Genomic DNA, 22,377 nt, shown 5'->3' with positions numbered 1-22,377 from the left:
TGAGATCGTAGACGCGGATCACCGGAAGTTGGCGGCGCCGCGAGCGTGGCCGCTCACCGTCGGTCTTTCTTCTCGCCCCGCGACGCTGCCGGTCCACGCAGAGAGCGACAAGCTCAGCTAGGTGAGCTTGCTAAGCATCGGTGCTGTCGGCCTCTGAGTCTTCATCGCCGTACTCTGCCATCACACTGCCGACCAGCCCCTGGACGTCGATCGCAGTCGCAGCAGGACGGGATCGACCTTCTGCGTAGGCCAATCGGGCGGCGGCGAGGTCTGCGAGCCGGACCGCTTGGATGACGATCACGCGCCGTAGACCAGATGAGACCTCGCCACGTTCGTGGGCGACCGCGGCGACTCGCGCAAGCGTCTCTGCCCGACGGGCGATGCGAACGTCCGGGTGCTCGCGATCCTCGCGCATGTCGTTTGGGACCAGGGGGAACCGGTACGAGCGAGGCAGTGTAATCCTCGGCGACACCGGCGGGATCTTTTCGTTCAGGATCGCGCGGTATTTCGATCTTTCAATCGCCGTGAGATAGACCGAGTACTCCAGAGCATCGATCGCGGCAGTCTTCTCCGCCTTTGGCAACGCTCGAGCGTCTTCGGCCGGGTAGAGCTCCATCTCCGCGACTTCGAACGGGTCGAGGATTCGGTAGGCGAGGGTGTCGGTGCGTTGGCCGCGAAGGTGCCGACCGACGCGCGTGCCAAAGTCTTCCCATGTCTGTCCGACGTAGATCGGTTCGCCGTCGTAGTCGTAAAACGCGTACACGCCGATGCACTTGTTGAGCTTCTTGCCACTGGCCTCGTCGACGTTGGCCAGAGCGTCGGAGAGCAGCTGCCGAAACCGCTGCACGAACCTGGTCGGCATGGACCGCTTCGACGGCGGTTTGCCGTCTGCGTCGTTGTACGACGCGATCCCGCGACTACCCACGGTGCTCCTTCGCCGGGACAATGCCCTGCGCAGCAAGCTCGCCGCGTACTAGCGGCATCAGGTAGTGCTCTGCGAGCCAGGAAACTGCGGGCACAGCGACGGCGTCACCGAACGCGAACAAGGCCTGGTTGGTGCGGGCCCCGGAGAGGTTGTAGTCGCCGGCACCCATGAGGCGTGCGTACTCGAGCGGTGTCATCCATCGGACCTGAAGCCGCTTGTTACCGAGCTTCACCACAGCCTGCTTCGAGGACCCACCCCGAGCGGTGCGGAGGCAACCGGAAATGTCATCAGGGCGGACCTCCCACACCGCGACACCGTTGCGCGTGCGGCGGTAGGCCGTCCGATACTTCATGCCTTGTCCGCGGCGCATTTCCGCGATCCGCTCACGCTGCAACGGAGATAGTGACGCCACAAACGCCTCCGTTCGTGCGGCGTCCCACCAGCGCTCGTCGTTGGAGGGCATCGTCTCGACGTATTCTCCGAACCCGGACAGCAGCGGTGCCGGCGGAGTGGGCAACGGTGCCCGATGCGTGCGCAGGGTCGGGTCGCCGTAGACGGCCTGCAACCAGTCCGGGCGGAGCTCGCTGTTGGGTTCCGCTGTGTCCTCGGGCGGGTTCATGGCCCCTACGAGGAACAACCGCGGCCGTGACTGTGGGATGAAGCGTCGGGCATCGAGCGCGAGCACGTCGACCGAGTAACCCAGATCGTTGAATGCGCGGACAGCGGCGGCGAGGTCGTCACCACCGTGAGAGGTCGCCAATCCGACCACGTTCTCCAACACTGCGACTTCAGGACGGTCGTCACCGAGCTCGTCGAGGAGACGTATGTACTGCCAGAACGCGTTGGACTCCCCGGCGCGGAGACCTCCACGTGCGCCGGCGAGTGACAGATCAGTGCACGGTGACGAGCCCCAGGCGAGCTTCGCGTCCCTTGGTAGCTGGTCCGCATCGACGGCACCAACGTCGCCAAGGGAGAAGCTGTGCGCGCCGTCCTCGGGGTCGTTGAAGTGGCTGCGATAGAGGTCCCACTTGTCCGGCTCGTAGTCGTTCGCCCACGCAACGCGGAAGCCCGCGCTCTCCAACCCCATCCGCGCCAACCCGATGCCGGCGAAGAACTCGAGAACCTTTGGGCGGGCAGACGCGATGTCGACGACGGTAGGCACCCTCAGAGCCTAACGGTGCCCTCCGTCATACGAGCCTCCTACCTCCCGCGACGCACACGGCTCGATCAGGTAGCGACCACTCATCCTTCAACGACTTCATTCAGCAGGCTCGGGGGCACCCGCGAGAGCTTCATCGATCACGAGCTCCGTGAGGAGCCTATTCTTCGCCACTCTATCTAGCGTCCAGTCCTGCTGTACGGCAAGTGTACTCGCGAGAGATTCAATCTCAGACAAGACATTCATAACTTCGAGTAGCGAAGGAACTTCGCCTGCCCTAGACAACTCAACAAGCTGCTTGGGACTGTAGATTCGCGCACCGAAACGAGCAGTCGCCCAGTACAAGCTGACATAGTATCGGAAGTTTGCACGAAGCGCCGCGTCGGGCTCACTGAGTAGCAGCTGATCTACCATCTTTTGAACGCGCGCCACCCACAGGTAAACACTGAGTGGAAGTGACGAATCAAAAATGCTGTTGTAGTCGTTCTCGGCGTTCAGAATTGTGGTAGGCCGAGCCCTTGCGTCATTTGGCCTACTCAGCCCAATAGCCATGATCGATTGCCCGAGAGCAGGGATGCCGATGATTTTATCCGAGGGCTTGCCGTGGTTCTTGTAGAAGTTCTTCCTACGGTCGTAGAACCAACCGTTGGCGAGGAAGTGCGCCTCGATCTGCCTATGGATCTCTTCTGTAGCGTGCAACGATGCGTCGGGAACCTTCGTTTGGCTGTTCGTCGCGCGGATGATGCGATCTCTAGCCGCTTCATCCTGAGTCTCGATGACGCGGACCTGAACGGCACGATCACCTTCAAAGCCATCGCCCTCCACCGAGGAGCTAACCGCTGTGTGGATGCGGTGGGAGGTCTGCATCCCGTTCACGATCTGCACACCTTCGAGGGTGAAGGTTTTCCCGCCCCCGATCACTGCTTTTGAGCACAATATGGTGACTCCGTTGTTCAGCCACCAGAAATCGTCGCCATTCACGGTTTCCAGCGAGCGCTGGATTTCGCGATTGACCGTCACGTCCCCTTGGAAGTCTCGAACGTTCCAATCGAAGATGTGGGGTCGCAGGTTTCCGGCTTCGTCGGAAAGAAACTTATGATAGTTATTCAGAGTCACCAGACCGGCATACGATTGGCCGCGAGTTACATAGTCATCGAACTGAATCTGCAAGTCATACTCGGGTGTCGTACTGGCGCGCTCCCAAAGCTGGCTGGCACCGACGAGGTCCACACGTGCAGATGCGTTGGGGACACACTCCTCAAGAAGCTTGCGCAGATCATTCGCCTTCATTACAACCGGAGGGCCAGCCGTTTCAGTCTCTCCGCGTGTTACATAGGCAAATTGCAAGCTGATCTTCGGGGATCGCGTGAGGAGCTTTTTCCAAGCCTCCGTGAAGAGTCGCACGCGTCCGATGAGTTCCGCTGAATACAGAACGAGCAGTTCAGCGTCCGTGCTCTCGAGACTCAGCAGTCTCCTCAGAGAGGATTCCGCTTTGTCGAAAGCGGTCTCAGTGAAGGATTCCTCCCGTTTTGCCTGTATGAAGACGCATTCGAGCTCAACACCCTTGCGGATCTTGCTCGCCGGTGCGTCCTGGTCGAACATCGTCCAGTCCTCGTCGAGGAGGGCATCGTCAACGAAGGTATACACGGCATCAATCCCGCCATCTTTCCCGCCCCCAATGCGGCCTGACTCAATCTCCTCTTCGCTTAGGTTGCGATCTCGGAGCATCGTCTCCGCGGCGAACAACTCGAACGCAATGTCGTCTGGGTAAGGGACGGCTCGGCTCGCTTGAGCCTCCTGGGTGAGGTGATCGATTAGGTTGCGCTCGTTGCTGGGCATGACGTCCCTGACTGTTTTGCCGATGGTGAGCAAATCTTACAGAGGCGCTCCTACGGTGCCCGACATGAGTCAGCCCCCAAGGCTCACCTTGGGGGCCGTCCCACGCCTTCGGCAACTCGCCGGGCCAAGCCGCGGGCGATGCTGTCGCTCGACCGCAATCGAGAAGCACCCCACAAGTCCCGCGTAGCAGTTGTCGGAGCCGCGACGCGGCCGAGGCGGCAGCCGATGGCGTCACGTTGTGATGAGGTGCACCCGACTGCCACTCGCGCCGATGGGGGGAGCCTGCGGTTCTGGGGTCCTCTCCACGCCGTCGCCACACATCTGCCCGCTGATCTAGATCTTGCGCAGCGCGAAGCAGAGGTCAGCTCGATTCGGCCCAGCACGGGCTTACAGGTGCGGACCCCTGGACAGGGCTGCCCGCTTGATCAGCGCACGGATCTGACTCCGACATCGAGTCGAACAATCTTCGGCTGTGCCTGCGCCCGACCATGGGGCACCGCAGCACGGGATACCCCGAACGAGACCTGCACCAAAGACGCACCACGACCACTCCCAGGAACAAGAAAACCCCCGCGTGAACGGGGGTTCTCTGTGGCGGTACCGGTGGGATTTGAACCCACGGTGGAGTTGCCCCCACACATGTTTTCGAGACATGATCCTTCGGCCGCTCGGACACGGTACCGGGAAAGATCATACACGATCAGGAGGCCCCTCCCGTCACCCAGGGTCGGCTCGCCCTCCACAGGCGGTCGCCACCAGGGCCCTCTCCACATCCGCGCAGCACCTTCGTCGAGGACGAAGCGTTGCGGCGTACCGTCCTCGGCATGAAGTCCCGCACGCTCATCGCCCTGGTGTCCTCGATCGGCGGGGGCCTGCTCGTCGCCGGCAGCGCCGCCCTCGGTACCCGCGCCGGAGTGAAGGGCCAGCGCGCCGCTGCCCAGCGCGTGGTGGACATGCTGCCGGTCCATGCCGACTGGTGGCGCGAACGCCAGCAGCACGAGGGGCAGCTCCTCTACCTGGCGATCGGCGACTCCGCCGCTCAGGGCGTGGGCGCGACCGCTCCGTCCCGCGGGTACGTGGGCCTGCTCGCTCGGCGCATCCGACACCGCTCCCGCATGTCGGTGCGCGTGGTGAACCTCAGCGTCTCGGGCTCGACGACCTGGGGTGCGAAGCGGGACCAGCTCCCGAAGCTGCAGCACTACTCGCCCGACGTCTGCACGGTGTCGATCGGTGCGAACGACATCGCCGACTTCGACCCGGGCAAGTTCGAGCGGAACATCCGGGCGATCTACGGTGCCGTGCCGTCGCACACGGTGGTCGCCGAGCTGCCGTGCATGTTCGTGCCGGACCGGGAGCGCAAGGTGGCGGTGGCGAACGAGATCGTGCACCGGGTGGCCGCCGAGTTCGGGTTGACGGTGGCGCCGCTGCACACCATCACGAAGCGGGTCGGGCTGCGGCGCACGTTCTTCAACAGCTACGGCGACCTGTTCCACCCGAACGACCGCGGGTACGAGATCTGGGCGAGTGCGTTCGAGCCGGCGGTGGATGCTCGCGTGGACACCGTCGCCGCGATCCGGCACTACCTCTCTGCTCGCGAGGCCGAGAACCTGGGGCGTGAGGCAGGTGCCGTCGCCAACGCCCGCGCCGAGCAGGACACGGAGGGCGCCGAGGCCCTCGACCACGCGGGGCGGCAGAGCCCCGGCCCGGTCGAGCGACTCCGCCAGCGAATGACGGCATCGGCGACACACGACGAGCACGAGCACGCCACCGACGCGAACCCAGCCCGACACCCAGACGAGCAAGCCGCCCCCGCTCAGCACGACGAGCAGACCGCCCCCGCCCACCACGGCGAGCAAGCCGCGCCCACCCAACACGACGACCGAGCGCAACCCGCTCGACAGCAGCCCGCCGGCCCGTCGGGTGATGTCGGCGGCACCGCCTAACCTCGACGTCATGGCGCGCCCGCAGTCCCTCTACCGATGCACCGAGTGCGGCTGGACCAGCGTGAAGTGGGTCGGCCGCTGCGGCGAGTGCCAGACCTGGGGAACGGTCGAGGACTCCTCCGCCACCTCGGCGAGCTCACGAGGCACCACGGCGGTCGCCGTCACCGGCACGCGCGTCGCCCGACCGATCACCGAGGCCCGTGGCACGTCGGTGCAGCGGTGGCAGACCGGCATCGGCGAGTTCGACCGGGTGCTCGGCGGCGGCGTCGTGCCCGGGGCGGCGGTGCTGCTGTCGGGTGAGCCCGGCGTCGGCAAGTCGACGCTCCTGCTCGAGGTCGCCTCGCGCGCGGCGGCCGCCGGCAAGCGCGTCCTCTACGTCAGCGCCGAGGAGTCCGTCGACCAGGTCCGCCTGCGAGCCGAGCGCACCGGCGCCATGCACGACCAGCTCTTCCTGGCGAGCGAGGTCGACCTCGGCGTCATCATCGGGCAGATCGACCAGGTGCAGCCCGACCTGCTCATCGCCGACTCGGTGCAGACGATCTCATCGGGCGCGATCGACGGCATCGCCGGTGGGACGTCACAGGTGCGCGAGGTCGCCTCGACCCTGATCCGGATCGCGAAGGACCGCGCGCTGCCGGTCCTCATCGTCGGACACGTGACGAAGGACGGCACGATCGCCGGTCCGCGGCTGCTCGAGCACCTGGTCGACGTCGTCTGCCACTTCGAAGGCGATCGGCAGACCGCGCTCCGGTTCGTCCGGGCGCTGAAGAACCGCTTCGGCCCCACCGACGAGGTCGGCTGCTTCGACATGGCCGGCGACGGCATCCACGAGGTCCCCGACCCGAGCGGCCTGTTCATGTCGAAGAACGCCACCCCGGTGTCGGGCACGTGCGTCACCGTCGCGCTCGAGGGGCGTCGGGCGCTCCCGGTCGAGGTGCAGGCACTCATCGTGCCGAGTTCGGCCCCGCAGCCGCGCCGGGTGGTGAACGGTGTCGACTCGTCGCGCGTGGCGATGCTGCTCGCCGTCCTCGAACGGCGCGCGGGGCTGAAGCTCTCCGATGCCGACGTCTACGTCTCGACGGTCGGCGGCATGAAGCTCACCGAACCGGGCGCCGACCTCGCCATCGCACTGGCGCTCGCGAGCGCCGCCCGTGACCGCCCGTACCCGCACACGTTGGCGGCGGTGGGTGAGATCAGCCTCGCCGGCGAGATCCGTCCGGCCACGGGGACGAAGCAGCGGGTGGCCGAGGCGAAGCGCCTCGGCTTCACGACGGTGCTCGGCGCAGACTCCGGTCACCTGCGCGAGGCACTCCGGGTCGCGTTCTCGATGACCCAGTCCGCCCGCGAGCGCGAACTCGACCGCGCGTTCTGACCGGCACGTCCGAGCACCGGCACGTACGAACACCGGCACTCACGAGTACCGGCACACACGAGCACAGGCCCAGCCGGGCACACCGACGCAGGCACCTGCACGAGCCGCCAGACGCCCCTCAGGCGCGCAATGCGGCCAGCAGGTCCTCGGGCGTCGCCTGCATGGTGTGCGGTCCGGCGATGTCGAAGAACACGCCCTCGAGCAGGTCGAGGTGCGCCGCGAGGAACTCCTCGAGCCGCGGTCCGTCGTAGACCATGACCTGCCGGATCTTCTCGTCGGGCACCATCGCCGTGTAGGCGTCGGCCGACGAGAACAGCAGCAGGATGCGCTTGTCCGAGCCCTCACGGCCGAACACCCGCACCTGCATGTCCTTCTTGCCGGTGACGAGTCGGGGGACGATCACGATGTCGTTGCGCAGCGCGAACGCCACCGCAGCGACGTCCTGCTTCGCGAGGGCTTCCTCGAGTTGTTCACTCCGGAAGCGCTGTTCCTTGTCTGCCATCGGAACGATTCCACCAGATTTCGCTGTGCCGTGGAGAACGCGTCGCGAGAACGGGTAGCCAGCGGAGCCTGAGCACGCTAGCCTGGTGAAACCGCTTCGGCGGCGCTCAACGTCTTGGTCAGGTGGTTTGCCCCTGACTCGGACTACCAGGATCACCGGTCGTCAGACCTGATCCCGAACCCGTCCCGCCGGCACCTGCCCGCGTGGCGCATCACCCCCGTCGACGTACGTCGGGGCTCCGCAGGTGCGATCGCACCATGGCGGAACGCAAGAAAGCTAAGGAAACGCCATCATGGCATCTACCGGTACCGTCAAGTGGTTCAACAACGAAAAGGGCTTCGGCTTCATCGCCCCGGACGACGGCAGCGCTGACGTCTTCGCGCACTTCTCCGCGATCGCCGGCAACGGCTACAAGTCGCTGGAGGAGAACCAGAAGGTGGAGTTCGACATCACCGAGGGCCGCAAGGGCCCGCAGGCGGAGAACATCACCGTCCTCGGCTGATCACATCAGCTTCGAACGGCCCCGTCGTCTTCGGACGACGGGGCCGTTTGCTGTCCCGGGCAGGGAAGACCGCACAACCACAGCGCGTCGGGACCGGCACACGACCCGGCGCGGACGCACTTCGGTTGTGCACAGCGTCCCCGAACCACCCGACCGAGCACCGGGACCCCCGCCCGTCGCCACCCTGCCCTGGTCGCGACCACCGCCGGACGGGAGGCGCGGCACCAGCTGGCACCGCGCCTCCCGTCCGTCCGTGCGCACGTCGAGCGCCGCAGCACCGCAGCGACGGACCCGCGAAAGCGACAGTGTGCCGCGAACCATCCGCGGCGATCAGTCGCTTTCGCGACACACCCACAAGCCCCGAACGCCAAGCCCCGCCCGGCGCCCCGCCGAGCTGCCCAGCCCCGCACGGCGCCCGCGCCCGGCGCCAAGCCCCGCCCGGCGCCCAGCCCGCCTCAGTTCAGCACGAACTGCGCCGACCGCTTCGACTCGACCTTCCCCACCGCGACCTGCAGGTGGTAGCTCGCTCCCCCGCCGGTGACGGCCGGCCGCGACGAGTCGCAGGTCGTCGTCGACGACCGGGTGCGGTCCCACTCGATCGCCGGCGTGGTGAGGGTCTGACCGACCTTGATGGTGACGTCCTGGTGGGTGCCGCCGGTCTGGCAGTCCTTCGATGACCAGTACTGCTCCTCGCCGGAGCTGATCGTCAGGACCTGCTGCGCCGAGCCGAGGTCCCAGTGGCAGCTGTTCGAGCCGGAGTTGGTGATCGACATGGCGATCTTTGGGTCCTCGGTGGGGCCGTAGGCCTCCTTGTCGAGGACGGGCTTGAGCTCGATCTGGTCGGCCGTGCACTCGGCGCCGTCGGCGGCGGTCGGCGCTGCGGAGCGGGAGGGCGCGGGCGTGCGCGACGTCGCCGTCGACGACGAGCCGGAGCTCGCACCCGATCCCGATCCCGGTTCTGCGGAACCGGAGGCCCCGGGAGCAGCCGACTCGGCTGCCCCGCCGCGGCCCACCACGATGAGCACGACCACGATCACGACGACGAGGACCGCGCCGAGCGCGATGGCGCGCCGGCGCCAGTAGACGCTGGGGCGCTCGGGGCCGACGGGGTGGCGGAACGACGACATGCGCACAGGGTAGGGCGGCAGGTCGGACGAGCGCGGATGCCGCGCGACGCGTCAGAGGATCTTCAGCATGCGGGTGTTGCCGAGGGTGTTCGGTTTGACCCGGGCGAGGTCGAGGAACTCCGCGACCCCCTCGTCCGACGAACGGACGAGTTCGGCGTAGACGTCCGGCGAGACGACGCTCTCGCCGATCTCCAGGTAGCCGTGCTTCGCGAAGAAGTCGACCTCGAACGTCAGGCAGAAGATGCGCGCGACGGCGAGCTCGCGGGCGTCGTGCTCGAGCGCCTCGAGCATGCGGTGGCCGACGCGCTTGTGGATCCAGTCGGCGTCGAGAGCGAGCGTGCGGACCTCGGCGATGTCGTCCCAGAACACGGCGAGGGCACCGCAGCCGATCGGCACGCCGTCGGGGCCCTCGGCGATCCGGAACTGCTGGATCGAGCCGTAGAGCTGGACGTTCTCCTTGCCGAGCAGGATGCGGCGGTCGACGTACGGGGCGATGAGCCGCTGGATGTGCGGGACGTCCGACGCCAGCGCCGGACGCACGAGGATCCCGTGCTCGTCGCGCTCGTCGAACGCGTGCCTGCCGTGCTCTGTCATCCGGCCCACACTAGTGCGAGCCGACCGTCGACGTGCACCACGCCCAGGGGGACACCCGTCTGGGTCCCGCTCAGGACGACCGGCCTACCGTGCAACCCATGCCCCAGATCATCGAAACCGTCGACGTGAACGTGCCCGTCTCCGCTGCCTACAACCAGTGGACCCGCTTCGAGGAGTTCCCCACCTTCCTCGACGAGGTCGAGAAGATCGTCCAGGTGGACGACAAGACCACCGACTGGACCGTGAAGGTCGCCGGCCAGGAGCGCGAGTTCCGGGCGATCATCACCGAGCAGCACCCCGACGAGCGCGTCGCCTGGACCGTCAAGGACGGCGAGACCGACCACGCCGGTGTCGTCACCTTCCACAAGCTCTCCGACAACGAGACGCGTGTGACCGCCCAGATCGACTGGCAGCCCTCCGGCTTCCTCGAGAAGCTCGGCTCGGCCGTCGGCATCGGTGGCCACGCCATCAAGAAGGACCTGCAGAACTTCAAGGAGCGCGTCGAGTCCGCTCCGACCGACTCCGGCTGGCGCGGGGACGTCCAGGCCTGAGACCGGCTGCGGTCGTCCGTGGTGACGGACGGCCAGACTGGAGGCGCGGTGCCGGACGGCACCGCGCCTCCCGTCCGTCCGGGGGTCGGGTCCACCCCCGCACCCGCGCCGACGCACGCCGGGAGGCTCCGCGAGGGGAGACCACATGACCGGCACACGCACCACCGTCCTCGGCACGACGATCGGCACCGCGGTGGGGACGGCCGGCAGCATCGCCCTCGCCGCGCTCGTCGCCCGCCGACTGCTCGCCCCCGCCCCGTACCGGGCGACGGCCACCGTCCGGAGCTCCACGCGGACCGAGGCGCTCCTCGACGCCACCCGTGACACCCGGCTGCCGGGCACGTACGGCCTGCAGCGCTCGGGCCGACGCGAGCGGATCGGCACCGTGCTCGGGGTCGACGGCGACGCCGTCCGCCGCGCGGTCTCCGAACCCGTCGACCCCGGCGTCTGGGAGTGGGACGCGCTGATGGCCGACTCCCCGGACGACGTACCGGGCGAGGAGCCGGCCACGACCGCCCGCACCCACGTCGTGCACGTCCACGGGCAGTCGCTCGGGCCGCGCCAGGTGCTCCGCGGGCTCGCCGTCTGGCGGTCGCTCGGGGCGTCGAACACGATCGTCGACACCACCGACCTGCCGCTGCGCTCGCTCGACCCCGCAGCCGCGGACCGCATCGTCGCCGCCGTCCGGGCCGCCCGCGCGGACGGGGCCGAGCGCGTCGTCCTGCAGGGCTGGTCGGCCGGGGCCCTCGCGTGCGCGGTGGCGGCCGACCGCGAGCACGTCGACGGCATCGTCGGCGTCGCACCGCTGCTCTCCATGGCCTCCGCGCTGCGCGGGGCCGTCCGGGCGGCACACCTGCCGTCGGTCGTCGGCTCACTGGCCGCCCGCACCGCGTCGACGCCGCTCGTCTGCCGGCTCGCCGGCACGAACGACCCCGTGGCCGTGACCACCTGGCCGGACCGGACCACCCCGACCCTGCTCCTGCACTCGACGGCCGACGCCCTCGTCAGCGCCGACGACGTCGCCGCGCAGGCTGCCCGGGCGGGTGTCACGGCGGTCGCGTTCCGCACCGCACCGCACACGCTCGAGTGGAACGAGGACCCGGCCCGCTGGGAGGACACCGTCCGCCGGTTCGCCGCCGAGGTCGCGCCGACCCCCTGACGTGCAACGGCCCCGGTCTGCGAACAGACCGGGGCCGGCAGCGCCTCGATCCGTTGGGGGGAACCGATCGAGTGCTCCGCGCGAGGAGTTGGGGGGAACGTCTCGCGCGTACTGGCAACACTACCCCCGGACGAGGGCCGGTGGCCGCGACGCGCGCAGAACGGACGGGAGGCCCGTTGCCAGATGGCAACGGGCCTCCCGTCCCGACACGTGTCGGTTATCCGTGCGTCAGGACTCGATCTCGCCCTGCGGCGCCTCGGGCGCCTTGTCGAGCGACGGCGCACCGGCGAGGACCTCTTCGCGGCCCGGCTGACGCCCGGTCTCGAACTGGAACTTGCCCTCGGCGAAGTCGACCTTCACGTGGTCGCCCGCGTTGAGCTCACCCTGCAGGATGTGCTCGGACAGCTGGTCCTCGACCTCGTGCTGCATCGCGCGGCGCAGGGGGCGAGCACCGAGGGACGGGTCGAACCCGACCTTGATGAGCTGCTCCTTGGCGGCGAGCGTGAGCTCCACCGTCATGTCGCGGTCGAGCAGGCGGTCGGCCAGACGCTTCACGAACAGGTCCACGATCTGCAGCAGCTCGGGCTGCGACAGCTGCGGGAACACGATCGTGTCGTCGACACGGTTCAGGAACTCGGGCTTGAAGTGCTTCTTCAGCTCCTCGTTCACCTTGCCGCGCATGCGGTCGTAGCCGACGGCCGAGTCACCCTCGACCTGGAAGCCCACCGGGCCACCGGCGATGCCCTGCGAACCGAGGTTCGTGGTCATGATGATGACGGTGTTCTTGAAGTCGACCACGCGGCCCTGACCGTCGGTCAGACGGCCTTCCTCGAGCACCTGCAGCAGCGAGTTGAAGATGTCCGGGTGGGCCTTCTCGATCTCGTCGAACAGGACCACGGAGAACGGCTTGCGGCGCACCTTCTCGGTGAGCTGGCCGCCCTCCTCGAACCCGACGAACCCGGGAGGGGCACCGAACAGGCGGGACACGGTGTGCTTCTCACCGAACTCCGACATGTCGAGGGAGATCAGCGCACCCTCGTCGTCGAACAGGAACTCGGCGAGGGCCTTGGCGAGCTCGGTCTTCCCGACGCCCGTGGGGCCGGCGAAGATGAACGAGCCGGAGGGACGGTTCGGGTCCTTCAGGCCGGCACGGGTACGGCGGATGGTCTTGGACAGGGCCGAGATGGCCTCTTCCTGACCGATGACGCGCTCGTGCAGTGCCTTCTCCATGAAGACGAGACGCGAGGTCTCCTCTTCGGTGAGCTTGAACACCGGGATGCCCGTGGCCTGGGCCAGGACCTCGGCGATGATGCCCTCGTCGACGGTGCCGGACGCGGCGACGTCACCTGCACGCCACTGCTTCTCGAGGCGGAGACGCTCGCCGAGGAGCTTCTTCTCCTCGTCGCGCAGGCTCGCGGCCTTCTCGAAGTCCTGCTCCTCGATGGCGGCTTCCTTCGACCCGCGGACCGTCGAGATCTTCTCGTCGAACTCGCGGAGTTCCGGCGGCGCCGACAGGATCGACAGACGCAGGCGGGCGCCCGCCTCGTCGATCAGGTCGATGGCCTTGTCCGGCAGGAAGCGGTCCTGCACGTAGCGGTCCGCCAGGTTCGCCGCGGCGACGATCGCGCCGTCGGTGATGGACACCTTGTGGAACGCCTCGTACTTGTCGCGCAGCCCCTTGAGGATGTTGATCGCGTGGGGCAGCGACGGCTCGTTGACCTGCACCGGCTGGAAGCGACGCTCGAGTGCGGCGTCCTTCTCGAAGTGCTTGCGGTACTCGTCGAGCGTGGTGGCACCGATGGTCTGGAGCTCACCGCGGGCCAGGAGCGGCTTGAGGATCGAGGCCGCGTCGATCGCGCCCTCGGCAGCACCGGCACCGACGAGCGTGTGGATCTCGTCGATGAAGACGATGATGTCGCCGCGGGTGCGGATCTCCTTCGTGACCTTCTTCAGGCGCTCCTCGAAGTCACCGCGGTAGCGGGACCCGGCGATGAGCGACCCGAGGTCGAGCGAGTAGAGCTGCTTGTCCTTGAGCGTCTCGGGCACGTCGCCCTTGACGATCGCCTGGGCGAGGCCCTCGACGACGGCGGTCTTGCCGACGCCGGGCTCACCGATCAGGACGGGGTTGTTCTTGGAGCGGCGGGAGAGGATCTGCATGACCCGCTCCATCTCCTTCTCGCGCCCGATGACGGGGTCGAGCTTGCCGTCGCGCGCGGCCTGGGTGAGGTTCCGACCGAACTGGTCGAGGACCTGCGAACCCTGCTGCGCGTTCTGCTGCTGCTCGCCACCGACGGCGACGGCTTCCTTGCCCTGGTAACCGGACAGGAGCTGGATGACCTGCTGGCGGACCCGGTTGAGGTCGGCGCCGAGCTTCACGAGGACCTGGGCTGCGACGCCCTCGCCCTCGCGGATCAGGCCGAGCAGGATGTGCTCGGTGCCGATGTAGTTGTGACCGAGCTGCAGCGCCTCGCGCAGGGACAGCTCGAGCACCTTCTTGGCGCGCGGCGTGAACGGGATGTGCCCGGTCGGCTGCTGCTGGCCCTGCCCGATGATGTCCTGGACCTGCTCGCGGACGGCATCGAGCGAGATGCCGAGCGACTCCAGCGCCTTGGCGGCGACGCCCTCGCCCTCGTGGATGAGGCCGAGGAGGATGTGCTCGGTGCCGATGTAGTTGTGGTTGAGCATCTTCGCTTCTTCTTGAGCGAGGACGACAACCCGACGGGCTCGGTCGGTGAATCTCTCGAACATGTGCTCTCCCTTGCCGGAATCGTGGGAGTCCGGTGACGTACATCGAGACTAACCAGCGCTCCCCCGACGGGCTCCCCCTGTTCGCCGTGGGCGTGACCTGGAGTGCGCGATGTGCGCGATGAGCGAACGCCGGCCGGCTCCTCGGCGTCCGGGAGCCGGTTCAGCCGCGCCGGACCGCTCGCCGCAGTGCCCGTCGGAAGCGCCGCGGGTCGACGCCGAGCGTCTCGAGGACGTCGTGTGCCGAGCCCATGAACGGGTCGTCGACACCGTCGAGCACCGCGAGCACGACGTGCGCGGGCCGGACCCGGTCGAACGGGCCGGCGAGGACGGCCGCGCGGGCGAGCACCCGGGCGGCAGCTGGCGTGCAGGCGACCCGGTCGTGCTCGCCGGGGCACGGCGTCCTGGCACCGACGAAGGCCGTGATGCCACGGCGGACGGTCTCCGGCGTGACACCGTGTGCCGCCAGGACGGGACAGAACCGGGGCATGCCGCTGCACAGGGTCACGGCGGCGAGCAGGAGGTGTTCGGCGTCGACGAAGCCGAAGCCGGTCTCGTGCGCCTCGAGGTCGGCGAGCAGGACGATCTCGCGGCCGTGCCGTGCAGCGGGGAGGGCGACGGACAGGTGAGCGATCTGCATGTATGCAGAATATCGGATGCGCCTCTCAACGGCCAGCCCCCGATCGAGGTCCGGTCGGTAGCATCCGCAGCATGGATCAGCCCGTCGTCGGCCTCGTCGTCCACCCGACCAAGAACGTCCAGGAGTCCGTCGCGACCCTGCAGCGCTGGAACGCGTCCGGTCTCGGGGAGCTCGTGGCCCGTCGGGCGGACGCCCAGCGCGTCGGCCGCGGGGTCGCCGTCGTCGACGACGACGACTTCACCGACCGGGTGGACCTCGTCGTCGCGCTGGGCGGGGACGGCACGATGCTCGGGGCGATGCGCCTCGTCGCGAAGCGCCCGGTGCCGGTGCTCGGCGTCAACTACGGCAACGTCGGGTTCCTGGTCGAGATCGAGCCGCCGGAGCTCGAGGCCGCGCTCGAACGGCTGTCCGCCGGCGAGTACCAGCTCGAGCCGCACCACGCGCTCGAGGCCCGGCTGTCGTGGGGCGGCGCCCGCACCGACTACCTGGCGTTCAACGACCTGACGGTCGTGCGACGACCGGGAGCGGGCCAGGTCTCGGCCGACCTGAGCGTCGGCGGGCTCGGCTACGGCTACTACCGCGCGGACGCCGTCGTCGCGTCGACGCCCGCCGGGTCGACCGCCTACAACTACGCCGCCGGCGGCCCGGTGCTCTCCCCCGCCCTGTCCGGCTCCGTCGTGACCCCGGTCGCGCCGATGGCCGGCATCGACCGGTCCGTGGTGCTCGCCGCCCGGGAGCGCTACCGCCTCGACATCGCCGAGGGCACGAGGAGCGCTGCGCTCGAGGTCGACGGCCTCGTCGTCGGCGAGGTCGCGACCGGGGCGCAGATCGACATCCGCCTGCGGAAGGACGCCGGCAGCGTGGTCCGGCTCGACGCCGAGCGCCACGGGCGCACCGGCCGCGTGAAGCTGAGCCTGCTCGACCTGCCGCTCCGGCCGGACCAGCTCATCGAGCTCATCCCGAACGACCTGCGGCAGAAGCTCGACCGCGAGATCGACGAGTGACGGTCCGTTCCGGCCCGGGAACGAGAGTGGCCCGCCCGAGCAGTGCTCGAGCGGGCCGTTCCATCACCCCACCGGATCGCCTTCCCACAGGACGCTCCGGGTTCCCCGCGCCGACACGATCGGTGCCGGCCGAAGCCTGCTGACCTAGTCGGTCAGGTACAGCTGCATGTCCTGCGACACGGCCTTCGCGAAGAGGCGCAGCTTGGCGCGCGACTCGACACGGCTGACGGCCTGACGCGTGGTGTGCACGATCTTCGAGATCTCGTCGAGGGTCATCGGCTTGTCGTCGTCCAGGCCGTAGCGCATGCGGATGACGTTGGCCTCGTCGCTCGGCAGCTCGGCGACGATGGAGCGGATGTCGCGGTGCAGCAGCGTCGTCTCGGTGAGCTCGTTGGGGCTCGCGGCGTCCTCGTCCTCGATGAAGTCACCGAGCTCGCTGTCGTCGGAGTCACCGACGACGGTGTGGATCGAGACCGGCTCGTGCGAGCGGCCCTTGAGGTCGACGAGTTCCTCGACGCTCATGCTCAGCTCGGCGGCCACTTCCTCCGGCATCGGCGCACGGCCGAGGTCGACGGTCAGGTCGCGCTCGGTGCGCGAGATCTTGTTGATCAGCTCGACGGTGTGCACCGGGATGCGGATCGTGCGGGCCTTGTCGGCGAGACCACGCGAGATCGCCTGGCGGATCCACCAGGTGGCGTAGGTCGAGAACTTGTAGCCCTGCGTGAAGTCGAACTTCTCGACGGCACGGACCAGGCCGAGGTTGCCCTCCTGGATGACGTCCATGAACGGCAGGCCGCGCTGCGAGTAGCGCTTCGCGATGCTCACGACGAGGCGGAGGTTCGAGGTGATCATGCGCTCCTTGGCGCGCTCACCGTCGCGGACGAGCCAGCGCAGTTCGCGCTGCAGGGACTTGGCGAGCCCCTTCTCGGTGGTCAGCTTCTCCTCGGCGAACAGGCCGACCTCGATGCGGCGGGCGATCTGTGCTTCTTCCTCGGCGGTGAGGAGCGAGAGGCGGCCGATGTGACGGAGGTAGTCGCCGACCTGGTCGACGGAGGCGCCACGGACGCCGGCGAGCTGCTCGTCGGCCTCGACCTCGGTGTCGAGGGAGGTGGTCGCGGACTCGGCGGTCGCGGTCTTCGACGCTGCTGTCTTCTTGGTGGTGGAGCGGCGGGTGGTGCTGGGTGCAGCCGTTGCGATCGTCATGGTGTTTCTCCCTGCGTTCGACGTGGTGGCCATCTGGGGGGTGGTGCTCACCGGGGGGTGGTCATGAGTAAAGCGGTCGGGGGGTGTACCCCACAAACCCGCTGGATCGATTCCCAGGCTTCTCCGTGGTTCGCCCCCGGAACGGGTCGGAACGGGGTACGGGTGCCCCCCGATCTGTCCCCCTGCCCGGGTGCGCAGAGCGGCTGTGACGTGATGTTTCCGCCGTTGCCGCCGTGTTTCGGCCGCGTTTCCGCCCCCGACCCCCGGGGCACACCGCCCCCAGGACGAACGAAAGGGGTACGCCCGACCTGATCGGCTCGATCTGGTCGGCGTACCCCGATTGTGGTGCGATGGGGGTCACCAGGAGGGTTCGAGCCAGCCGTCCCGGCGCTTCGAGGCCTCGAGGTCGGCGTCGCGGTCGAACTCGTCGTACTCGCTCTCGATGTCACCGACGAGGCTGCGACCGGTGAAGGGGTGTGCGGTTGCCATGCCGACGATGGTCACCCCGGCGCGCGACGACCGGGTGAACGGGTCGTGACGGGACGCCGGCGCGCAGGCGTCCTGGCGGGGCCGCTGCGCGCAGACGAGCGCTGCGCGCGGAGGGGCGCTGCGTGCGAAGGGGCGCAGCGTGCGGAGGGGCGCAGCCCGGCAGCGGGCGCGCTGGTCCGCGGACGGGCGCCGTCGGAAGCGGGCGCGCTACTCGGCGGAGGTGGTGCTCGGCGCCGGGTAGCCGTGCTCACGCTCGAAGCGGGCACGCTCCTCGGCCTCGACCTTGGCGTACGCAGCGCGCTCGGTGCGGTCCGCCCGCATGATGGCGCGCATGACGAACCAGAAGATGAGGCCGACGATGATCGTCGGCGTCAGGGCGAAGATGATCCCGGTCACGACTCCATGCGGCACCCGAGCATGGTACCCCGCGAACCCCGGGGCTACTTGACCAGCGGGAACAGGATGGTCTCGCGGATGCCGAGGCCCGTGATGGCCATGAGCAGGCGGTCGATCCCCATGCCCATGCCGCCCGACGGCGGCATCGCGTGCTCGAGCGCCCGGAGGAACTCCTCGTCGACGCGCATCGCCTCGGGGTCCCCGCCCGCCGCGAGCTTCGCCTGCTCGACGAAGCGCTCGCGCTGCACCACCGGGTCGACGAGCTCCGAGTACGCCGTGGCGAGCTCGAACCCGCGGACGTACAGGTCCCACTTCTCGACGATGCCGGGGCGGGTGCGGTGCTGCCGGGTGAGCGGCGAGGTGTCGACCGGGAAGTTCATCACGAACGTCGGGGCGTACAGGCGGTCCTCGTTGAAGTGCTCCCAGAGCTCCTCGACGTACTTGCCGTGGGTGGCGTGGGCGACCTCGACGCCCTCGGCCGCGGCGAGCGCCTGGAGCTCGGCCAGCGGCGTCTCCGGCGTGATCTCGCGTCCGGCCGCCTCGGACAGCGACCCGTACATGTCCATCCGGGCCCACTCGCCGCCGAGGTCGTAGTCGGTGCCGTCGGGCAGGGTGACGACGAGCGAGCCGCCGGTCACCGCGCGGGCGGCGTTCTGCACGAGCTCCTGGGTCAGGTCGGCCATCTGCTCGTAGTTGCCGTACGCCTGGTACGCCTCGACCATCGCGAACTCGGGCGAGTGCGACGAGTCGGCGCCCTCGTTGCGGAAGTTGCGGTTGATCTCGAACACGCGGTCGATGCCGCCGACGACGGCGCGCTTGAGGAACAGCTCGGGCGCGATGCGCAGGAACAGCTCGGTGTCGAAGGCGTTCGAGTGCGTCACGAAGGGTCGCGCCGAGGCACCGCCGTGCTGGGTCTGCAGCATCGGCGTCTCGACCTCGAGGTACTCGTGGCCGGTGAAGGTCTGGCGCAGCGATGCCATCACGGCGGCACGGGCGCGGACGGTGGCGCGCGCCTCGTCGCGGACGATGAGGTCCAGGTAGCGCTGGCGGACCCGGGTCTCCTCGTTCAGCTCGTTGTGCAGGTTCGGCAGGGGCAGGATCGCCTTCGCCGCGATCGCCCAGTCGTCGACCATGATCGACAGCTCGCCGCGGCGCGACGAGATGACGCGGCCGTGCACGAACACGTGGTCGCCGAGGTCGACGAACTCCTTCCAGCGGGCGAGCGACTCGTCGCCCACCTCGGCCAGGGACACCATCGCCTGGATCCGGGACCCGTCACCGGACTGCAGCGACGCGAAGCAGAGCTTGCCGGTGTTGCGCGAGAACACGATGCGGCCGGCGACGCCGACGACGTCCTGCGTCTCCTCGCCGGTCTCGAGGTGCGCGTACTGCTCGCGGACCGCCGGGATCGTCGTGGTGATCGGGAGCTCGGCGGGGTACGCCTCGATGCCCGACTCCAGCAGCTTCGCCCGCTTGTCGAGCCGGACCTGTCGCTGCTCGCTCGTCTCCTGCTCGGCCTGTGCGGCGGCGTCGGCGGTCGCGGTGTCGGGGGTGACGGTCTCGTCGGTCATGCGGGTGCGGCTCCGGGGGTCGTGGGGGTCGGGGGAAATGCTACCCGCGACCGGCGCCGAGCCGGACCCCGCGCGACGTCGCCGCCCGCTACAGCGTCGACTGCCCGTCGGCCGCGGTGAGCGCGTTGTCGACGGCGGACCGCACGAGCGCCCCGAGCACCCGGCCGGGGTGTTCCACCCCGATGCCGGACAGCGTGCCCGCTGACTGGTCGACGATGGCGGTCGAGAACGCCACGGCAGCGCGCACGGCGTCGGCGTACGCGGGCCGGTCGCCCTCGGCCACCACGAACGGCTCCGCGCCCATCTCGACGACGAGCGCCTGCGCGATCGGCAGCACCGGCGACGGGGCGGTCACCGCGCAGTAGGCGTCGCGCAGCCGGGACAGGTCGACGCTCGTACCGGTGAACGCCATCGCCGGGTGGATCGCGAGCGGGATCGCCCCGGCCGCCATCGCCGGGGCGAGGATGCCGACGCCGTGGTCGGGACTCGTGTGCACGACGAGCTGCCCGGGCTGCCAGACGCCGGCGTCGGCCAGGCCCTGGACGAGCGAGGGCAGCTGGTCGTCCGGCACCGCGAGGAGCACGAGCTCGCTGCGCTCGACGAGTTCCGGCGTGGTGAGCACCGGGGCGCCGGGCAGCATCGCCTCGGCGCGGTCGCGTCCTTCGTCCGAGACCGCGGTGACGCCGACGACCGCGTGCTCCGCGTTCGCCAGGGCGGCTCCGAGCACCGGGCCGACGCGTCCGGCACCGACGATGCCGACGCCGAGCCGTCCCGCCCTCATCGTGCGGCCTCCGTCGACGGCACGTCCGTCCACCCCGCGGGCACCGGTCCGGGAGGCACGGCTCCGGTCCGGCGGTCCGCGTCCAGCCCGGCGGACGCACCGGCGAGGGCCCCCGGTCCGCCCGGCACGCCCGCGCCCGGCCCGGCAGACGCACCGGCCGCTGCTCCTGGTCCGCCCGCCACGCTCGTGCCGGGCCCGGCAGGGGCGCCCGAGGTGACCCACGACCCGTCCGCGGCGTGCGTGCCGGGCGCGGGCCGGGCCTCCCGTGCGCGCCACCGGTGGGTGGTGTCCACGGCGGCCGCCTCGACGGCGCGGTGGGCGGTCTCGGACCACAGCCGCTGCGCGTCGCGGGCGTCGAGTGCACCGACGCGGGGCGAGACCGGGCCGGCGACGGTGTGCACGTGCACGGAGGCGAGCCGCAGGGCGCGCTCGAGCGGGCCCTGCTCGACCTTGACGCTCTGCACCCGGGGCAGGGGCACGACGACGAGCGACCGCCACACCGCGCCGAGGCGGAGCAGCACGGCACCTTGCACGAAGCGGTAGCCGTTGCGGCGCGAGGACAGCGGGCGCAGCCAGGCGCCGCGGCGCGGGGAGTGCACGAAGCCGCCACGGTCGCCGGTGGTGGTCAGGCTGTCGTCGACGACGTCGACGGCCTCGGCCGAGCCCTCGCGCAGGGCCTCCTGCGAGGCGGCGGGACCGGCGACGACGGTGCCGACGAGGCCGGGCAGGATGATGTCGAGGACCTCGCGGACGTCGGCGGCCGTGCCGACCGGCAGCACGATCGACGAGACCTGCTGGTTGTTCGACGCCCCGTTGCCGGCGTTCGTCGCGCGGTTGATCCGGACGTCCCACCAGCCGAACGGCCGCCAGAACAGGGGCTGGGCGACGCTGACGGCGTGGATCCGCCCCGGCGGCAGGGTCTCGTTCGAGGTGGAGACGAGGCCGAAGCCGATGCGGATGCCGTCGCGGGTCTCGGCGATCGTGTACTGCAACGACCGCGAGAACTTGCGGACGTAGTACCCGCCGGCGCCGATGACGGCGGGGAACAGCCCGAACAGGAACCCGTACTCGCCGGTGAGCGCGACGCTGACGACCATCGCCGCGACGACCAGCAGGATGAAGAACGTCGTGCCGGACAGCAGCATCGAGGCGATGAGCCGGCCCGGGTGCACCTTCACGATGCGGGTGGCGTGCACGGCGGCGGGGTCGAGCTCCGGTGAGAAGACCTCGCCGAGGCGGTCCTGCAGCACGCCGTGCGACACCCGGGTCGGCCCGCCGGCGGGGTCGTCGTCCTTCGCCCCGGAGGCGAGCACGAGGATCCGCTGCCGCAGGTCGTCGGCGGCCTTCACCCCGAGGTAGGCGAGCTGGACGTTGGCGTCGTTGCCGGCCTGCGCGATCTCGAGCTTCGCGGTGCCGAACAGCCGGGGCACGAGCGGCCGCTGGATGTTGATGCCCTGGATGCGGTCGAGTCGCGCCTTCCGGTGGTTCCGGAAGAGCACGCCGGAGCGCACCTCGACGATCTCGCCGGTGACCCGGAACTCGTGCATCCGCCAGGACAGGTAGAAGAGCCCGATGAGGACGACGAGCAGGCCGGCGACGCCGAGCAGCACCCAGCCGACCGCACCGTGCTCGTAGACGTACTGCACGGGGTCGCCGTCCTCGCGCGGGCCGCCCGGGATGAACACGTCGACGAGCCGGTCACGCAGGCTGTTGAGCACGTAGCCGAGGACGACGATGAGCACGATGCCGCCCTTGAGCAGCGGCGTCAGCGGGTGCAGGCGGTGCCAGTCGCCGTCGGTCAGGGGCGCGGCGGCCGCGGCGTCACCTCGGCGGGGCGGGGCCGGCGGCGGACCGGGTCGGAAGGTCACGGGTCCT

The 22,377-nt window shown here is 69.3% G+C and carries 20 protein-coding genes and 1 tRNA gene; 6 read left to right on the top strand and 15 right to left on the bottom strand.

The genetic code is table 11. The features are described 5' to 3' along the window. Positions 1–130: 130 nt before the first annotated feature. The 4 genes from BIU97_RS10935 to BIU97_RS10920 all read right to left on the bottom strand — a co-directional run bounded on the left by BIU97_RS10935 (position 131) and on the right by BIU97_RS10920 (position 4,605). Positions 131–925 carry a GIY-YIG nuclease family protein gene (locus BIU97_RS10935; protein ID WP_083420886.1) on the bottom strand — a complete coding sequence of 265 codons (795 nt, stop codon included), beginning with the start codon at positions 923–925 and terminating at the stop codon, positions 131–133. Then, complete coding sequence (locus BIU97_RS10930) at positions 918–2,087, bottom strand: DNA cytosine methyltransferase (protein ID WP_254782959.1); 1,170 nt, start codon at positions 2,085–2,087, stop codon at positions 918–920. The genes BIU97_RS10935 and BIU97_RS10930 overlap by 8 nt, the downstream gene beginning before the upstream one ends. 96 nt (positions 2,088–2,183) lie before the next feature. Further along, positions 2,184–3,923 carry an AIPR family protein gene (locus tag BIU97_RS10925; RefSeq protein WP_175472433.1) on the bottom strand — a complete coding sequence of 580 codons (1,740 nt, stop codon included), beginning with the start codon at positions 3,921–3,923 and terminating at the stop codon, positions 2,184–2,186. Positions 3,924–4,515: 592 nt separating this feature from the next. Next, positions 4,516–4,605 (bottom strand) — tRNA-Ser (locus BIU97_RS10920). A gap of 142 nt (positions 4,606–4,747) precedes the next feature. Between BIU97_RS10920 and BIU97_RS10915 the strand changes: the two genes are divergently transcribed. Beyond that, the gene (locus BIU97_RS10915; protein WP_071297628.1) at positions 4,748–5,866 is read left to right on the top strand and encodes an SGNH/GDSL hydrolase family protein; all 1,119 of its coding nucleotides are present in this window, start codon (positions 4,748–4,750) and stop codon (positions 5,864–5,866) included. Between the two features lie 10 nt (positions 5,867–5,876). Beyond that, positions 5,877–7,238 (top strand): DNA repair protein RadA, encoded by a 1,362-nt coding sequence (radA, locus tag BIU97_RS10910; protein WP_071297627.1) that lies wholly within the window; start codon positions 5,877–5,879, stop codon positions 7,236–7,238. Between the two features lie 118 nt (positions 7,239–7,356). Here radA and BIU97_RS10905 read toward each other — a convergent pair whose 3' ends face one another. Next, the gene (locus BIU97_RS10905; protein ID WP_071258111.1) at positions 7,357–7,740 is read right to left on the bottom strand and encodes an SseB family protein; all 384 of its coding nucleotides are present in this window, start codon (positions 7,738–7,740) and stop codon (positions 7,357–7,359) included. A gap of 292 nt (positions 7,741–8,032) precedes the next feature. Between BIU97_RS10905 and cspE the strand changes: the two genes are divergently transcribed. Next, the gene (gene cspE, locus BIU97_RS10900) at positions 8,033–8,242 is read left to right on the top strand and encodes a transcription antiterminator/RNA stability regulator CspE (protein ID WP_017887662.1); all 210 of its coding nucleotides are present in this window, start codon (positions 8,033–8,035) and stop codon (positions 8,240–8,242) included. 455 nt (positions 8,243–8,697) lie between these two features. Here the strand turns inward: cspE and BIU97_RS10895 are convergent, their stop codons facing one another. After that, positions 8,698–9,369, bottom strand: a complete 672-nt coding sequence (locus BIU97_RS10895; RefSeq protein WP_071297626.1) for a hypothetical protein — start codon at positions 9,367–9,369, stop codon at positions 8,698–8,700. Between the two features lie 51 nt (positions 9,370–9,420). Further along, complete coding sequence (locus BIU97_RS10890; protein WP_071258115.1) at positions 9,421–9,963, bottom strand: amino-acid N-acetyltransferase; 543 nt, start codon at positions 9,961–9,963, stop codon at positions 9,421–9,423. Between the two features lie 98 nt (positions 9,964–10,061). Here BIU97_RS10890 and BIU97_RS10885 point away from each other — a divergent pair, with 98 nt between their 5' ends. Together BIU97_RS10885 and BIU97_RS10880 are read left to right on the top strand one after the other, a co-directional pair. After that, the gene (locus BIU97_RS10885) at positions 10,062–10,514 is read left to right on the top strand and encodes an SRPBCC family protein (protein WP_071258129.1); all 453 of its coding nucleotides are present in this window, start codon (positions 10,062–10,064) and stop codon (positions 10,512–10,514) included. 145 nt (positions 10,515–10,659) lie between these two features. Beyond that, positions 10,660–11,673 carry a hypothetical protein gene (locus tag BIU97_RS10880; protein WP_071297625.1) on the top strand — a complete coding sequence of 338 codons (1,014 nt, stop codon included), beginning with the start codon at positions 10,660–10,662 and terminating at the stop codon, positions 11,671–11,673. Positions 11,674–11,901: 228 nt separating this feature from the next. Here the strand turns inward: BIU97_RS10880 and BIU97_RS10875 are convergent, their stop codons facing one another. Together BIU97_RS10875 and BIU97_RS10870 are read right to left on the bottom strand one after the other, a co-directional pair. Then, positions 11,902–14,421, bottom strand: coding sequence for an ATP-dependent Clp protease ATP-binding subunit (locus BIU97_RS10875; RefSeq protein WP_071297624.1), 2,520 nt, complete (start codon positions 14,419–14,421; stop codon positions 11,902–11,904). 160 nt (positions 14,422–14,581) lie between these two features. Beyond that, complete coding sequence (locus BIU97_RS10870; RefSeq protein ID WP_071297623.1) at positions 14,582–15,058, bottom strand: Clp protease N-terminal domain-containing protein; 477 nt, start codon at positions 15,056–15,058, stop codon at positions 14,582–14,584. Between the two features lie 71 nt (positions 15,059–15,129). Here BIU97_RS10870 and BIU97_RS10865 point away from each other — a divergent pair, with 71 nt between their 5' ends. Next, entirely contained in the window at positions 15,130–16,062 is a 933-nt protein-coding gene (locus BIU97_RS10865; protein WP_071258144.1) for an NAD(+)/NADH kinase, read from the top strand. 144 nt (positions 16,063–16,206) lie between these two features. On the opposite strand, the gene BIU97_RS10860 is transcribed toward BIU97_RS10865, so the two are convergent. The 6 genes from BIU97_RS10860 to BIU97_RS10840 form a co-directional block, all read right to left on the bottom strand. After that, positions 16,207–17,265, bottom strand: coding sequence for a sigma-70 family RNA polymerase sigma factor (locus BIU97_RS10860; protein WP_071258146.1), 1,059 nt, complete (start codon positions 17,263–17,265; stop codon positions 16,207–16,209). A gap of 357 nt (positions 17,266–17,622) precedes the next feature. Beyond that, positions 17,623–17,754 (bottom strand): hypothetical protein, encoded by a 132-nt coding sequence (locus BIU97_RS18475; protein WP_258369388.1) that lies wholly within the window; start codon positions 17,752–17,754, stop codon positions 17,623–17,625. A gap of 207 nt (positions 17,755–17,961) precedes the next feature. Continuing rightward, complete coding sequence (locus BIU97_RS10855) at positions 17,962–18,165, bottom strand: hypothetical protein (RefSeq protein ID WP_071258149.1); 204 nt, start codon at positions 18,163–18,165, stop codon at positions 17,962–17,964. Between the two features lie 29 nt (positions 18,166–18,194). Further along, the gene (gene lysS / locus BIU97_RS10850; RefSeq protein WP_071258157.1) at positions 18,195–19,721 is read right to left on the bottom strand and encodes a lysine--tRNA ligase; all 1,527 of its coding nucleotides are present in this window, start codon (positions 19,719–19,721) and stop codon (positions 18,195–18,197) included. An 88-nt stretch (positions 19,722–19,809) separates the two neighbouring features. After that, the gene (locus BIU97_RS10845) at positions 19,810–20,502 is read right to left on the bottom strand and encodes a Rossmann-like and DUF2520 domain-containing protein (protein ID WP_071260245.1); all 693 of its coding nucleotides are present in this window, start codon (positions 20,500–20,502) and stop codon (positions 19,810–19,812) included. Continuing rightward, a complete protein-coding gene (locus BIU97_RS10840) occupies positions 20,499–22,370 on the bottom strand; it encodes a PH domain-containing protein (protein ID WP_071258159.1) in 1,872 nt (623 codons plus the stop codon). Before BIU97_RS10840 ends, BIU97_RS10845 begins: the two co-directional genes overlap by 4 nt. Positions 22,371–22,377 lie beyond the last annotated feature (7 nt).

It is taken from the genome of Curtobacterium sp. MCBA15_009, assembly GCF_001864895.1.
GTDB lineage: Bacteria > Actinomycetota > Actinomycetes > Actinomycetales > Microbacteriaceae > Curtobacterium.
The sequence above is the reverse complement of the archived record's forward strand: the minus strand, read 5'-3'. Positions and strand labels throughout refer to the sequence as shown.

Bases quoted from the DNA above. Each gene is read 5' to 3' on its own strand.
- BIU97_RS10925 (WP_175472433.1), bottom strand. From the start codon at position 3,923: ATGCCCAGCAACGAGCGCAACCTAATCGATCACCTCACCCAGGAGGCT.
- BIU97_RS10915 (WP_071297628.1), top strand. From the start codon at position 4,748: ATGAAGTCCCGCACGCTCATCGCCCTGGTGTCCTCGATCGGCGGGGGC.
- radA (WP_071297627.1), top strand. From the start codon at position 5,877: ATGGCGCGCCCGCAGTCCCTCTACCGATGCACCGAGTGCGGCTGGACC.
- BIU97_RS10905 (WP_071258111.1), bottom strand. From the start codon at position 7,740: ATGGCAGACAAGGAACAGCGCTTCCGGAGTGAACAACTCGAGGAAGCC.
- cspE (WP_017887662.1), top strand. From the start codon at position 8,033: ATGGCATCTACCGGTACCGTCAAGTGGTTCAACAACGAAAAGGGCTTC.
- BIU97_RS10895 (WP_071297626.1), bottom strand. From the start codon at position 9,369: ATGTCGTCGTTCCGCCACCCCGTCGGCCCCGAGCGCCCCAGCGTCTAC.
- BIU97_RS10890 (WP_071258115.1), bottom strand. From the start codon at position 9,963: ATGACAGAGCACGGCAGGCACGCGTTCGACGAGCGCGACGAGCACGGG.
- BIU97_RS10885 (WP_071258129.1), top strand. From the start codon at position 10,062: ATGCCCCAGATCATCGAAACCGTCGACGTGAACGTGCCCGTCTCCGCT.
- BIU97_RS10880 (WP_071297625.1), top strand. From the start codon at position 10,660: ATGACCGGCACACGCACCACCGTCCTCGGCACGACGATCGGCACCGCG.
- BIU97_RS10875 (WP_071297624.1), bottom strand. From the start codon at position 14,421: ATGTTCGAGAGATTCACCGACCGAGCCCGTCGGGTTGTCGTCCTCGCT.
- BIU97_RS10870 (WP_071297623.1), bottom strand. From the start codon at position 15,058: ATGCAGATCGCTCACCTGTCCGTCGCCCTCCCCGCTGCACGGCACGGC.
- BIU97_RS10865 (WP_071258144.1), top strand. From the start codon at position 15,130: ATGGATCAGCCCGTCGTCGGCCTCGTCGTCCACCCGACCAAGAACGTC.
- BIU97_RS10860 (WP_071258146.1), bottom strand. From the start codon at position 17,265: ATGACGATCGCAACGGCTGCACCCAGCACCACCCGCCGCTCCACCACC.
- BIU97_RS18475 (WP_258369388.1), bottom strand. From the start codon at position 17,754: ATGGCAACCGCACACCCCTTCACCGGTCGCAGCCTCGTCGGTGACATC.
- lysS (WP_071258157.1), bottom strand. From the start codon at position 19,721: ATGACCGACGAGACCGTCACCCCCGACACCGCGACCGCCGACGCCGCC.
- BIU97_RS10845 (WP_071260245.1), bottom strand. From the start codon at position 20,502: ATGAGGGCGGGACGGCTCGGCGTCGGCATCGTCGGTGCCGGACGCGTC.